The 14,559-nt window shown below is 65.2% G+C and carries 9 protein-coding genes; 3 read left to right on the top strand and 6 right to left on the bottom strand.

The features are described from left to right. Positions 1-59 precede the first annotated feature (59 nt). Together AC5YDV_RS18940 and AC5YDV_RS18935 are read left to right on the top strand one after the other, a co-directional pair. The gene (locus tag AC5YDV_RS18940) at positions 60-1,112 is read left to right on the top strand and encodes a tyrosine-type recombinase/integrase (protein WP_463644791.1); all 1,053 of its coding nucleotides are present in this window, start codon (positions 60-62) and stop codon (positions 1,110-1,112) included. Positions 1,113-1,171: 59 nt separating this feature from the next. Then, positions 1,172-3,094 carry a tyrosine-type recombinase/integrase gene (locus AC5YDV_RS18935; RefSeq protein ID WP_459018334.1) on the top strand — a complete coding sequence of 641 codons (1,923 nt, stop codon included), beginning with the start codon at positions 1,172-1,174 and terminating at the stop codon, positions 3,092-3,094. Here AC5YDV_RS18935 and AC5YDV_RS18930 read toward each other — a convergent pair. Next, on the bottom strand, positions 3,079-3,399 hold the full coding sequence (locus AC5YDV_RS18930; protein WP_496185079.1) for a transposase: 321 nt from the start codon (positions 3,397-3,399) through the stop codon (positions 3,079-3,081). The genes AC5YDV_RS18935 and AC5YDV_RS18930 overlap by 16 nt on opposite strands. A gap of 57 nt (positions 3,400-3,456) precedes the next feature. Here AC5YDV_RS18930 and AC5YDV_RS18925 point away from each other — a divergent pair, with 57 nt between their 5' ends. Beyond that, on the top strand, positions 3,457-3,759 hold the full coding sequence (locus AC5YDV_RS18925; RefSeq protein WP_496185078.1) for a hypothetical protein: 303 nt from the start codon (positions 3,457-3,459) through the stop codon (positions 3,757-3,759). A 41-nt stretch (positions 3,760-3,800) separates the two neighbouring features. On the opposite strand, the gene AC5YDV_RS18920 is transcribed toward AC5YDV_RS18925, so the two are convergent. From AC5YDV_RS18920 to AC5YDV_RS18900, 5 genes are all read right to left on the bottom strand, one after another. Continuing rightward, positions 3,801-5,573, bottom strand: coding sequence for an O-antigen ligase family protein (locus AC5YDV_RS18920; RefSeq protein WP_496185077.1), 1,773 nt, complete (start codon positions 5,571-5,573; stop codon positions 3,801-3,803). Positions 5,574-5,842: 269 nt separating this feature from the next. Further along, positions 5,843-7,780 (bottom strand): FlgD immunoglobulin-like domain containing protein, encoded by a 1,938-nt coding sequence (locus AC5YDV_RS18915; RefSeq protein ID WP_496185076.1) that lies wholly within the window; start codon positions 7,778-7,780, stop codon positions 5,843-5,845. Positions 7,781-8,446: 666 nt separating this feature from the next. Continuing rightward, entirely contained in the window at positions 8,447-10,072 is a 1,626-nt protein-coding gene (locus AC5YDV_RS18910) for an S-layer homology domain-containing protein (protein ID WP_496192562.1), read from the bottom strand. A gap of 418 nt (positions 10,073-10,490) precedes the next feature. Beyond that, on the bottom strand, positions 10,491-13,424 hold the full coding sequence (locus AC5YDV_RS18905) for an S-layer homology domain-containing protein (protein ID WP_496192561.1): 2,934 nt from the start codon (positions 13,422-13,424) through the stop codon (positions 10,491-10,493). A gap of 559 nt (positions 13,425-13,983) precedes the next feature. Then, a partial coding sequence (locus AC5YDV_RS18900) for a hypothetical protein (protein ID WP_496192560.1) occupies positions 13,984-14,559 on the bottom strand: 576 nt, incomplete at its 5' end.

The raw sequence follows: 14,559 nt of genomic DNA, 5'->3' as shown, positions 1-14,559 counted from the left end.
GGCTTGATATGTAGGTGATCTCGACTCCGGGTGGATGGCGGTTCGTGACGGGGTCGACGATGTGGTCGTCGTTCTCGTGGCTGGAGCTGTTGATGGAGTTGTTCGTGCCTGTCCTTGCCCGCTCGCGCGGCGCCGCTCCCGAGTTGGGTGACGCGCTGTTGGATGAGTATCTGCGGTTCACTGCGGCGCGGCTGCGTCCGAACTCGGTGACGGCGCAGGCTTTCGACTTGAAGGTCTTCTTTACCGTGGTGGGTAAGCGGCCGCTGGCCGTGGGGACTGCGGACGTGTTGGCGTTCATCGAGGCACAACGCCAGCCACGACGTGGTGGGAACGTGGTGCGCCTGTCCGATGGCGAGCAGGGGTTGGCGGCCTCCACGATCAAGCGCCGGTTGGCGACGGTGACCTCGTTGTTCGACTACCTCATCGCGCGTGGCGTGTGCGAGCGCCAGCCCGTCCCGCGATCGATCACCCCTAGGACACGGTCGCTGCGAGGGGCACCGCTGGTCCGGGCCCCGAAGCGTCTGCCGCGCATCCTCGCTCCGGGTGAGGCCGTCGCGCTGACGAACGCGCTGCGCACGCAACGGGACCTGGCGATGGTCACGCTCATGCTGCGCGCCGGGCTACGGCGTTGCGAAGTCCTCGGCGTGCGGTTCACCGATATCCAGCCAGGCGACCAGCGCGTGTTCATCTGTGCGGGCAAGGGCGGTCACGAACGGATCGTCCCGGTCGATCCGTTGTTCTTCACTCACCTACACGCCTACCTGTCCCTCGAGCGGCCACGCGACGGCGACGGCGAGCGCGTGTTCGTGGTGTTGAAGGGCCCCAACCGGGGTCGTCCGCTCACGGCGGCGGGGCTTGACGAGGTCCTCGCCGGAGCCCGCCGCCGAGCCGGGCTCGCTCATGCGACGTGCCACGAGTTGCGTCATACGTGCTTCACTCGCCTGCGTGAGGCTGGGATGAGCCTGGAAGCAATCCAGGCCCAGGCGGGGCACGCGAACCTCGACACGACTCGCCTTTACCTGCACTTGTCCAACGACTGGCTCGCCGACCAGTATCGCGACGCCATGACCGTGCTCGCCGACATCTACGACAACAACGGAGCGGTGTCGTGACCCCCTCTACAGGCCCAGTGAGTGCGTCCCCGGCGCCGACGTCATCGCCGGACCGTGCTGTGGCTGAGGCGGTCGACGTGCTGCGCTGGTTCGCGGACGCGTACATCGCGGCCGGCGCGACGCCCGCAGCCCGCCAGACCCGCCGCCAGGGCGTGGCTGGGTTCGACCGGCGTTTCACCACTCTTGCCGCTTGGAACGCGGCCGACGTCATGACCCGGCGGGCCGTACGAAGCGAGGTCATGTCGTTTGCCGCCCACGCTGCTGTGGCGACTGGCCTGTGTGTCGATCCTGCCTTCGTGACGGGGTCTGGATGCCGCTGGGGCGTCTACCTGCGTACCGCCTATCCCGACCAGTACGACCGGTTCAACGGCCAGGCCGCTCAGCTCGGGTTCTGCGACAAAGAGATCGGCCGCATGTGGACCCACCTGTCCCGCATTGCCGTGATCGCCGGTACGGGTCCCGACGCGCTCACCCCCGCCGCCTACCAGCGGGCACGAACAGTGTTCTTCGAGTCCGTGACCGCAGGCAAGGACGCCATCCCGCACAAGTCACTGTCCACCCCACTGTTCGGGCTCGACGCGCTCATGCATCACCGTGGCCAAGCACCCTCCCCGGACAAGCGACGACGCTGGATTCACCGGCCCGTCGCCGAAGTCGACTGGGACCACCTCGAAGCCCACGCCCCGGTCATGACCGCAACAATGCGTCGCTACCTGCATCAATGCTCCCTGTCACTACGCCCGGCGTCGGTCACCTTGTTCGACACCACGCTCCGCCAGTTCGCCGGTTACCTCATCCACCACCACAGCGCCGACCAGCACGGCACCGATCCCGGCGGCGACGGCGACGTTCACCTGGTGGTGCGGGTCGCGGACATCGATCGCGCACACGTCGAGGGCTACAAGACCTGGCTCGCAGCACGGCCGGGACACCGAGGCAAGCCGCTGACCAAGACGACCCTGGCCATGCGCATGGGCCACCTGCGCTCGTTCTTCACCCGGATCATCGAGTGGGGCTACGACGACGTCCCCGCCCGGGTACCCGTGTACCGCGACGACCGTCCCCGCCTGGACAAGCCACTTCCGAAGTTCCTCGACGACGCCCAGGCAGCCGCGTTCATGGCTGCCGCCCGAGCACTGCCGAACCGACTCGACCGGCTCATCGTGCAGACCCTGGCCCGTACCGGGATGCGGCGCGGTGAACTGCTCGGCCTCACCATCGACGCCGTCGTCCAGATCGGCACCGGCTATTGGCTGCGCACCCCCATCGGCAAGCTCCACAACGACCGGTACATCCCCTTGGACCCGCAGCTGAAGACCCTGATCGACGACTGGCTCGCCGACCGTCCCGACTGGCAGGCCAGCGACCTGCTCCTACTCGACCGGGGCCGCCCGATCCCACCGACCCGCATCGACAAGGCCGTCGCGAAGGCCGCATCCGGTGCCGGGCTCGGCCACGTCCACCCCCACCAACTGCGTCACACCCTTGCCACCCAAGCCATCAACCGCGGCATGAGCCTGGAAGCCATCGCCGCTCTGCTCGGACACGCTGACCTGTCCATGACCATGGTCTACGCCCGGATCGGGGACCGCACCGTCGCCGACCAATACTTCAACGTCACCCGCAAGATCGAGTCCCTCTACGCCACGACCACACCCACCACGACAGATGTCGCAAAGAGCGCCACCGGCACCAAGCGCGCAACAGGTGTGCGCCTACCCGCCGACGCGGCCGGACCAGCCATGACCAGCCTGCACGCTGAGGTAAGCAAGCGTCTACTCGGCAACGGCTACTGCGCCCGCCCGATCGAGCTCGACTGCCGCTACGAAACCATCTGCGAGTCCTGCACCATGTTCTTCACCACCATCGAACACCGCCCCACCCTGCAAGCCCAACGCGACGACGCCTGCGCCAAAGGCCAAACCCGCCGCGCCGAGGTCTACACCAACCTCCTCGAACGCCTCGATCAAACCCCCGCTTGACAGACATCACCCACATAACTCGACGCCGCCAACAAGATCTCGTTCGCCCGCTTCAACTCGCGGTTCTCCCGCTCAAGTTCCTTGATCCGCTTCCCGTCATCGGTGGTCGTGCCGGGACGCTTCCCCGCATCGATGTCGGCCTGCTTCACCCACCCGCGCAGGGTGTCGGGGTTCACGCCGATCTTGGCGCCGATCCGGGTCACCGTCGCGGTGACCGACAACTCCGGCTCCTCCTGGCGCGCCTCCTGAACCAGACGGATCGCGCGGTCCCTCAACTCCTGGGGATACTTCCTCGGTGCTGGCATGGTCTGACCCTGCATCCTTCCGTTGAATCAGACCCTCCACGACACCCGGGGCGGTTCATGGAGCACCACGCCGAACAAGCCACGCCAGTCAGCGTGCCAGATCCTGAACCCGAAGAACACACTGGTGGAGGAAACACACGCGGTACCCGACAGCGGTTCGGTAGCGTTCGGAAGTTGCCCTCCGGCCGCTTCCAAGCACGCTACACCAGCCCCGACGGCCAGGAACATCGAGCGCCCACCACCTTCGACACCAAGGGCGAGGCGCAGACTTGGCTGGCGATGCAGTCCGCGGCCATCACCGAGGCGCGCTGGAAGCCCGCTCCCCCACCCAAGGAACGCCTACCCACCTTCGGCTCCTAGGCCGACCAGTGGCTCGAACACCGCCACCTCAAGCCCCGGATTCAGCGAGCTTGAAGGGCGCGGTCGCGGGCTGCCGCGGCGTCGGCGGTGCGACCCTGCAGGTCGTACAACCGGGCTAGGTCCTGCCACGGCTCGGGGGCAGTGGGGCGGAGTTCGGCGGCACGCTTGAACGACGCTTCCGCGGCGCGGAAGTCACGGCGTCCGGCTTGGGCGATGCCCTGCTTGAGGATGGTGTCCACGTTCGTGGGGTCGTGACGAACCGCAGAGGCGAGCACCGTAAGAGCGTCGTCATACCGTCCGGACAGGTCAAGAGCGTCAGCACGAACGTGAAGGCACTCGACAGACCTCGGCAGGGGATCACAAATGCCGTCAGTGAATCGGAGCACCCAGTCGGGCGCTAGAAGGCCTTGCTCGACGAGCCGATTGGCCGTGTAGGCAACCCGGCGTCTCAGGTCGGGGTCGTATGGCCGCCAGGCGACGGCGCGCACGATTTGTTGTGCGGGGTCCCTCGAGCCCAAGGTGGCGCTGTAGTCGGCCTCGGATGCGGTCATGCTGATGGCTGCCGCTCCTCCGAGTGTCAGGACGACCATGGCCGCCACTCGGCGCCCGGGTGGGGGGCACGGCGTCCCTGCGCCCTTGACCGCAACAGCGCTCCCGAGCAGGACGCAGGCCGTGCTGGTGGTGACCGGGTCTGTGAACGCGGTTGCATAGCAGCCCATCACACCGATGCACCCAGCAACCGCCCCAGATGTCCAGGCGTCCACGGGGCCGCGGCGCCACAACGTCACGAAGGTGGCGGCCGCGAGGGCAGCCACGGCTAGCAGCCCGAGGAGGCCCGCGGATGCGGCCACCTGCAGGAGGAGGTTGTGGGGAGAGTCAGGCGGTGCGTAGGGACCGACGGCGGCCGCCCAGCGTGTGTCATGGAAGGCGCCGATCTCATCGACGAAGCGCGACGGTCCAGCGCCGGTGAGGGGGCGCGAGGAGATCAGGTGAAGGGACTCCTCCCACAGGAGGAGGCGCCCGTTCGCCGTTGCTTCGGCGAACGGTGTGCCGCCGGTGAGGCGTGCCCTCGTCGTGGGCAGCGCGAGGACCGCTACTGCGAGGAGAGCCGCGGCGACGAGTGGAGGCCACCAGACAGGACGCGGGGCGGTCCGCCAACGCAATGCCAGTGAGACGGCCAGAACGACAGTCGCTGCCAGCTGAGCGCCGCGGGATGCCGACAGTACGACGAGCAAGAGACCGGACGTCGTGCCAGCCATCAGCCACCAGGTTCGTCGACGAAGGGCCTGCCAGCCGAGGACAGCCAGAACCAGGACACCCCACGTCCCCAGGGTGGTCGAGTTGCCGAGCAGGCCGGTTACTCGCTCGGTCGGGGAGGTGACGACTTGGTAGATCGACACCATCGCCTGCAACGCGGTCGACGCGGAGAGGGCCATGGCAAATTGCCGGCGGGCGGTCGAGGAGTCGGGTCCGAACAGGCGTGCGCCAAACACAACCAGCGCGGCATAAAGGGCAACCATCGGCAGGCCTTCGTAGCGCGGGTAGCGGCCCACCAAGGCTATGAGGGGCGTGGCGCTGGTCGCCGCCGCCAGCACGAAGGCAGCGAGTCCCGCGACCAGCGTTATCAGCACTGGACGCGACAGGCGTCCTGAGGCTGGGGCGAGGAGGCCGAGCCCGGCGAGACCCGTGAGGACGAACAGTCGCAGGGGCATGACCGGATCGGTGGGCAGCGGGGCTTGGGCAACGGGAAGCACTGCGCCGACAAGCCAGGCGAACGCGACGACCTTGGCGGGCGTGGCAGAGGATCGCGGCATGCAGGAAGTGAACCACGACTCGAGATCTGACGCCGCGGGAGTCCGGGGACATTATCGGCCGGTGCAGCCGGTGCAGCCGGTGAATCGTGATGCGATGGCGGCGCGTCATGGCCGAACCCGCCGCCTCCCTGGCCGGCGAACTCCGCCGCCTGGTGTGAGTCCCTCGGACAAGGCAGCGTCTCACGCCTTGTTCCCGGTAGCTGCGCGAGACGCCCCCGTCCCGAGGTCGGGGCGGGGGCGTCCAGCACGTTGGCGCTGCCAACCGCAGGTCAGGCTGCCGGGACGATTCCGTTCAGGCGGTACATGAACGCGGCCATGGCGTCCCGGTTGACGGGCTGCACGGGCCGGAATTCCTTACCCCCGTTGACATCCCAGCCAGTCGAGATGCCGTTGGCGGCCAGCCAACTGATCTCTGTGTAGAACTGGTTACCAGTAGCCACGTCGAGGAAGGCAGGCGTGGCAGGAGCCGTATACCCGGTCACCTTGGCGAACCGGTACATGAACGCCGCCATCGCGTCGCGGTTCACCGGCTGCACCGGCCGGAACTCCCTACCGCCCGGAACCTCCCAGCCGGTCGTGATCTTCTGCTCCGCAAGCCAGCAGATCTCCTTGTAGAACTGCGTCGCAGGAGTCAGGTCCACAAACGGCGACGTAGCAGGTGGCGTGTAGGACGGGGATCCGGCGTAGCGGTACATGAACGCAGCCATCGCATCGCGATTGACCGAGTTCAGGGGTCGGAACTCCTTGCCGCCCGCCACGTCCCAGCCGGTCGAGATGCCCTTGCCGGCCAACCATTCAATCTGGTCGAAGAACTGCGTCCCTGGGGGCACATCCAAGAAGCTCGCACTCCTACCGGTGGCGTCGACAAGGCCCGTGACAGGGGTCGAGCCGTCCACGGCCTTGACCGGGCCGGTGCCGTCGGCGCTATCAGCGACGAACGTCCACCGGTAGGTACCCGCCTTCACCCAAGCGCCGTCGGTGTCCTTGCCGTCCCAACCCACGCCGCGAATCGAGCCGTCTGCTACTGCGGGCGTGGCGATCGTCCTGACGACCGCACCGCTGCCGTCCTTGATCACGATACTTCCGGCGGCGAGCGCCTTGGTCGCGTCGATCTGCGGGGTCCACATGGAGGGGTTGGAAGGGTCGATGCTGCCGGACGCGTTCACGACACCCAACACGCGTGCGGCCGACAGGCCCACGCCGGGCATGGTCTTCAGGACGACTTCGTTCTCAGGCGCGCCGTTGGGCTGCATCACGAGGCGCTTATCGAGGTCGGTCGAGAACCCCGACCATGCCTCGAAATTCGTGCCGGTCACGTCGACGATCTGGTTGTCGGAGAACCGCCAGATGCCACCCTGGTTCTGGATGAACCCGTCGCCCATCTCAGAGGTGTACGCCTTGTAACCCATAGTCCCGACCTGTTGCACCACGCGCTGCTCCGTCACGAGGTTCTGCGCGACGAGGGTCCAATCCGATTCGGTGTACGTCGTCCCCGGGACGGCGACGAGGCGCCGTTCGCTGGTAGCCAGCCAGTCCCCATAAAGACCTACGACGTCCCATCCGTACGCGCCGAGTCCGGCCGGCTTCGGCACGCTGAGTTTCGGGGCGGCCGGGTCAGCGAGGTCCTCCACCGTGACGGCACTGCCATCCGCAGCCCACACCACCGCACGGGAGCCGAAGATCGCCTCGACGCCCGTCTTGAGCTGCTCGCCCTGATGCGAGAAGACGGTCGTGCCGACCAGCAGGTACGGGCCCGACAACAGGACTTTGTGGGCACGCTCGGGCAGGTTGGCGACAGCTCCGGTCTGCTTTCCCTGGTCGTAGAGCGTGAGCTCATGGTTGGTGGCAGATGTCGGCTTGGCCGAACGCGCAGCTGATGCCAGCTTGGTCATACTGGCGCGGATCTGGAGAAGAGTTCCGCGAACCGGGTAGGGCGTCGTGGTGGCGGTTCCCGAACCGATGGAACGCGCCCAGAACTCGGCGCTGACTCCCACCGCGGGCCGGATAACCCGATAGTCGAGGCGGCCCGCGGTCAGGTCAAGTCTTCCCAACCAAGCTTCAGTGTTCGTGGTGGACACGTGTTCCAACGTGATCGTCTCATCGGCGAAAGCCTGTGCGGTGTTGCTGCCCGCCACGAGTGCGGTGAAGGCGAGCCCCAATGCGGTGAGCGCAGCGACCGCGCGTTTGCCCATGGATCGTTGACCCATGTGATTCCCCTTCCAATGGATAACCCGCCGTTCGGCGAGCCCTGGCTCCACATGAGCCGTAACTAACCGTAATGCCCCCAGACGCCCGCGGCGTCAGATCTTGAATCTGAGATGGTTCCTTCCTGCGCGATTCTCTGCCAGGCCTGGCTTGTCGGCGCCATGTTTCCCGTTGCCCAAGCTCCGCTGCCCACCGATCCGGTCATGCCCCTGCGACTGTTCGTCCTCACGGTCTCGCCGGTGTCGACGGAAAACTGAGCAGTTTCGGCGCGCCGTTACCGTCCAACCTTCAAGCGCCGTCGAGAGCCGGGCGCGGCCTCCTCGCCCCAAGCTCAGGACGTCTGTCGCGTCCAGTGCTGATAACGCTGGTCAGGGCGCCCAGCCGCGTTCGACCCGGCCATCTTCCGGGACCGGCACGCGGTCGAATGCTGGAAGCAACAAGCTCAAACACCATCGAGCCTTCGCCACCCGCTACGACAAACGCGCCGTACGCTTCACCGTCACCACCCACATCACGGTGATCAACGGCTGGCCCGAACGTCGTCCCGGGCGCCGTCATCAGCAGGGCCCTCCAGCAACTCCGTACCGCAGGAATCGTCACCTTCACGGGAGCAGCAGAAGCGGCGGCCACCTGACATTTCACATCAGGTCGGGGGATCGAGGCTCAGCTCAGACTAGGCCGTTCACGACCTTGAGTCGGTACATGAACGCCGCCATTGCGTCCCGATTCACAGGCTCAAGCGGGCGGTACTCCTTGCCGCCAGGGACGTCCCAACCTGTGGTGATGCCCTTGGACGCCAGCCACGTGATCTCCTTATAGAATTGCGTCTGCGGAGTGATGTCGATGAACGGCGATGTCGCCGGGGCAATCCAGTCAGGCCTGCCTGCCAGCCGATACATGAACGCCGCCATCGCATCCCGATTCACAGGCGAAGTCGGCCGGAACGTCCCGTCCTGATATCCTGTCGTGATTCGCTCTCCGGCTAGCCACGTGATTTCGGCAAAGAACTGTGTACCAAGTGGAACATCGCTGAAGCTCACTGCTGTGGGCGAGTTGACCACAGTCAGAGACCCCCCTACAGGCGTTACGCCATCAGATGAGACGACACGTCCTGAACCGTCGACTGAGGACGCGACGAACTCCCACGTGTAGGACCCGTTGGGCACGAGGACGCCGGAGGAGCCCTTACCGTCCCAACCTGCGGTACGAATGCTGCCCGTCGTCGTGGCCGCTGTGTCGATCGAGGCGACTAGGTTCCCGGCCTGGTCCCGGAAGATCAGTTGGCCGACGGCGAGCGGTTTGGTCGCATCAATCTCCGGAGCCCACCGCGTCCCGGAGGTGCCAAGGTCCATCGTCGACCCGGCGAGCACGCCCAGCACACGAGGGGCTGACCGGCCGACGTTGGAGAACTTCAGGTACTGGTCCCCTCCGAAGTAGCCGTGCCAATCGCGAAGGAACACGCCTCCCAGTCCATCCGTAGCGAGGAAGGGCGTCTCCCAGTACTCAAGCTCTGTTCCGTCTGCGAGATGGACCCCGGTATCACTCCCGTTATCGTGGTAGCGGGTTGCGAGGACGTACCCATCACCGACCGCGTCGATTGTGTCCCAGATGGGGATCGTCTGCCCAGTCTCTAGATTGCCCAGGACTCCGCCTGCAGAAACCCACGGGCCGTAGAAGCCCGACACCTGTCCACCCAGCCCCGGAACGGAATAGGACTTGACTGGAGCGGCCGGCTTTGACAGGTCGCGGACTTCGATGGCGTCGGTGGTCATGGATTTTGTCGCCAGCAGGCTGCCGAACAGAGCACCGTCCAAGCGGGAAAGCAGTGTCAGATTCGAGTCGTAAACGTATGACTCACGTGTCCGCTGATCATTCACCGACCGGTAGCAGCCGACGTGAATATACGGCCCGCTGATCTCCAGATCCTCGATCGAGCAGCCAGCGGGAGAGGCGTCGAACGGGATTCGAGCGACAACCCTGTTCCCGTCCATCGAAACCAACTCCGAAACTGTGTCCGCAACCGTCCGGGACCCGGATATTGCCATCTGTCTCACGCCTTGGAGGATCGTCTCCGCGGGTCCGTGCACCCCATCAATGTACGACCAAGTATTGATCGTGCTGCCCTCGGTAACGATGGCCATCCGGCCTGTCGTCATGTCAAACTCGCCGTTGCCTCCCGCAGCAAAGGCAAAGTTGGGGGAAGCTACTTGGGTGCAGATGATCACCCCCATGCCGACCAAGCATGCCATCACCCTGTGAATCATGCGTGACACTGCAATTGGAATCGCGGGCATCCCTGGCTCCTCACCGATAATGACGGACGGGCGTCCGACGATGACACACGATTCATTATGGCCACGTGCCACCAGGACACGCAACTCCGGCGGGTTGACGATTACTCGTGGTTGATCGTTGTGGGTCGTTGACTCAAGGCCTCGTGGTCTTGCGTTGGGATGGGTGTTGCGACACATCCGCCCAGAGGGCAAAAGGACCACGAGCTATGAGCGAGCCTACGTGCTCGGAGCGTGACGCTGCGAGCGTGATCTTAAACCTGCCTGACTACCACGTGATCGACGCGATTGACCTTCCGCATGGCAGTCGGCACTTGGTCGTGCGGGCCGAACGCATCGGCGCCACCGGATCTCTGTGCGTCGCCATTCGTGCGTTACGGACAACATCGCTGAGGTCGCTGGACCTTGGTTCATCCCCGACCTACTCGGGCAGCAGGTCGAACCGGTACAAGAAGGCTGCCATGGCATCCCGGTTGATCGGAGCCAGCGGCCGATACCAAGCCACTCCCCCGTCGATCCAACCGGTCGATATCTTCTTCTCGGCCAACCACGAGACCTCCTTGTAGAACATCGTGGCCGGAGTCATGTCTGCAAACGGTGACACAGAAGGAGCGCTGTAGTCGGGCGACTTGGCGAACCGATACAGGAAGGCGGCCATGGCGTCCCGGTTGATGGCATTGAGCGGCCGGTACGTGCGCGTCCCGTCCGGTTCGTCCCAGCCTGTGCTGATCTTCTGGTCGGCGAGCCAGGCGATTTCCTTGTAGAACTGCGTCGACGGAGTCACATCTGCGAAGGGAGACACGGCCGGTGGGGTGTATGCCGGGGATCCCGCGAATCGGTAGAGGAACGCTGCCATCGCGTCCCGGTTGATGGGATTGAGCGGCCGATAGTAGGGAATCCCCTCGATCACCCAGCCGGTCGAAATGCCTCTGGATGCCATCCAGCAGATCTCGTCGTAGAACTTGGTGCCTCCCGGCACGTCGCTGAAAGCGTCACCGGTGGTGAATGTGTGTGTCCACTGCGAGGTGCCGATCAAGGAGTATCCGGACGACGCCCGTGCCGTGACCGTGACCGTCCCGAGCGCGGGATGCCGCCCGCCTGGGACCAACGCGCCGGCCACCAGGTACTCCACACCTTCGACCGACGGGATGACGTAGACGTCCATGTCCGTGCCACATGAGTCGAGGAAGATCGGTGCCGTCGGCGTCACTGTGCGCGGTGGCCCGTCCAAAACCTGGGTGACCGCCTGTGGGGTGGCAGGCATCGAAGACCGGTTTCCGGCGGCGTCCTGGGCAATGACCGTGAACCCGTAAGTCTTGCCGACCTCGGCCTCATAGGCTTTGGTACCAGCCGCTGCCGTCTCCGTGGCCCACAGGGTGTAAGACGCGCCATTGACCGAAACCAGCAAGTCAACCGACGCGACGCCGGAGGCGGCATCTGACGCAGTCCACGACACGGGGATCGACGTAAGGGTCGATGTGGCAGGCAGCTCTGCGACAGCTCCCATCGGGATCGTCCCGTCGATGAGGTTGCTCCAGATGTTGGTCTTGATCGGCGGGTTCAGGTCGAAGAAGATCTCGGCCTGGCTGGACGTCTTGGTCCCGTCAGGGAGTGCCTTGATCGGAACCGAGAAGTACAGGACACCTTGACCGACAACTCCGTCCGTGTTCGGCGGCAGAAAGCCCTTCAACGGGTCCTCGGGGAGTTTGCCCGTCAGCGGGTCGACGGTCTTCAGCAGCCACGTGATGGTGCCGTTGCTGACGGACGCCGTGACGTTCACAGTGAGCCCGTCGGCAATGTCGATGACTCGATCCAGCGTCGTGCCCTTCGTAGGAGGCGTCCAGCTGGTGTTGCCAAAGCGAACAGCGCCCAGCTCCAGGCCGGCCAAGTCGTAGTGGGCCGTGTTGAACTGCTGCAGGACCCTCACCTCCTGGGCAGGCGCGGACGCCGTCGGCGCATTCTCGAAGTAGACCGCGAAGGAGTGGCGCCCGCCGGGCTCGATCGCGCGATCCAAGCCCCCACCGGCAGGGCCAACGAGCTCGTTGGGATCCATGGAGTTGACGCGCTGCATCTCGGTCCACGAATCTGGCGCAAGGCAGTACAGACCTATGCTTCCGGCGCTCATCACATTCGAGGTTGCATCCACCGCGGAGGCGAGCCCTCTGAGTGCGGCGTTGGTGGCTGTGCCGGCCCCCGGAACGATGAAGTCCATGGCGCAACTCGTTGCGCTCAAACCGGCAGAGATCCAGTCGACAGCAGATGCGACGGCCGTGGGCTCCGAATTCGCCCCGAAGCCGTCCGCCACCCACTGCGACGCCTGGAGTGCAAGGCTGGCGCAGCCACCAAAGGGAATTCCAGCGAGGGCCAGATCCATCGTGGCGGACAACAGAGCGTCAGTGCAGTTTCCGCTGGTTAGCCCGTCTCCCGATGCTGCGGCGCTGGCTTGGGCCGCCTTCACGCCTGCGGTCGTCGCGGTAGCGGCCACCGTCTTCGCATCTCCGGTGCGCACGTTGAGGACGTAGCCCGTCTCCGCGTTGATCGTCACTTCGAAGTCGTACGTGGCCGAGCGACCGGCCGGCAGCCGGCCGACGAGCAGGGGGACGGAGAGGATGCCGTTCTTCGAGACCACGTTCCTCTCCTGATCCCAAGCCATGCCTACGGCGGGCTTGCTTGGATTCATGAGGCCGAACTTCGGCGTGATGATGCTCCCCTCAGGGAACCCGTCGACAAACACGGGCACTCCCAAGGCGTCCACGTTGCCCTCGTTCCGCACCGTCACCGAGACAGTCTGCGGCCGCCCGGAGACGAAACGTCCCAACGTGGTGAGCTCGGTCTTGATTGTGGGGGCAACGGTCGACACGACGGTCAACGCGCCGGCCAGTTTCCTCACCTCGGCCTTCTCAGAGGTGACGCGGATTTCCCATGCCCCGGTCGACGCTGAGGACAGGTCGAAGGTGACATCCATCGAACGCGCGTCGGCAGCGACCGCCTTGACGACCCCTGCGATGACCTGGGTGCCACTGACGGCCTCGACCTTCGTACCCGTCGTGAACGCCTTGCCCAGGAGCTTCACAGTTACGGCGCTGGCAACGCCCACCCGATTGGGAGAAAGGCTGGCGAGACTGAAGGCGTCCGCCCCGCAGGCCGGGTTGAGGCAGGTGCTCGAGAAGCTGGATGCGCCGAAAACGCTGCCAGGCCGCACGACGGCCAGGTGGTCGCCGGTGGCCGTGAACGTGCACTCTGCCTGGCTGCCCGGGTCCGGCGACGGCCGGCACGCTACGCGGCCACTGGGGTCATAGACGGTGATGCTGTGGTACGTGTTTGCCAGATCGGGGTTGATCGCGGTGAAATCCATCTGGTCACCCACCGCTCCGGAGAATCGGTAGCAACTGGTCGAGTCGGCCAGTGGAAGCGTCGTTGACTGGAGCGGGATGCCGTTCGCTACGGATTCGATCCGTGTGCAACCGACCGGGTCGTTGAGTCGCCGGAGCGCGAGACGGAGGCTGCTTCCTGCCGATCCGGCGGTTGGAGTCACCAGGATCTTGAACGGGGCGATACCGCTGAGGGTGCACTCACTCAGGCCAGTTGGACCGTAGGCGAGGCATTGGGCCGCTCCGGTGCTGTCCACGACTTGCGCTGTCGCGGAGCCGCCGTCGTTGACGTGAACCGACAGGAGTGCGCTGTTGCCCTGGGTCAAACCTGTGGTGAAGCAGCGCGCGGTCCCTTCCCCGCCCAGAGTCCGCTCCAGTGGGGCTGGGAGGAACGAAGCCGTCGCGGAGGCATCCGTGCAGCCTTCCGTGGACTTCAGGTTGTTCAGGTAGGTGGTGGTTTGGACTGGGGTGTTGTCGCTGGAACTGCGGGTGAGGAGCCGGTAAGGGCCGTACGCGTTGAGTTGGCAACTGGTGGCGCCCCCACTAGTCGCACAAATCTTGGTTCCATTGGCGCGCGTTGAGTTGGCAACTGGTGGCGCCCCCACTAGTCGCACAAATCTTGGTTCCATTGGCGGCATAGACGTCGACGTAGCCGCGGCCCGTGGCATCAACACTGGACAAGCGGATGTACTCGCCGAGGTTGGCGGTGAACTGATGACAGGTGATCTCCCCGCCGGTCGGGAGGGAAGCGACCAGTCCGGGTGCGGTCCAACTGGTGTCGATAACGCTCGAACAACCGGTCGACCCGTTCACGTCGAACAGGCCAAAAGTGTACGTGTTGGGGTAGCCGGCCGGGTCACCGCTGTACACGAACCGGTAAGTGTGGTTCGCCTTGAGCGTGAGCTCCAGCGGAGAACTGGACACCCACGAACTGGTGACAGCCACGCCACCGGCGTCATACACGTCCACGTAGTGGCTCCAAGAAGAGTTCACCCTGTTGGTGCGCAACAGGTACTGGCCGTAAGCACCAGTGGTCACGGTGAAGCACTCGCTGTCACCCTCACGCGTGCCAGCACCAGGCAACGCCTTACCCCATTCAGCCAACGGCACCGCCGCACA

The sequence above is a fragment of the Propioniciclava sp. LT432 genome (assembly GCF_059515965.1).
Note: the sequence above shows the minus strand (reverse complement) of the source record. Positions and strands in the feature narration are given on the sequence as shown.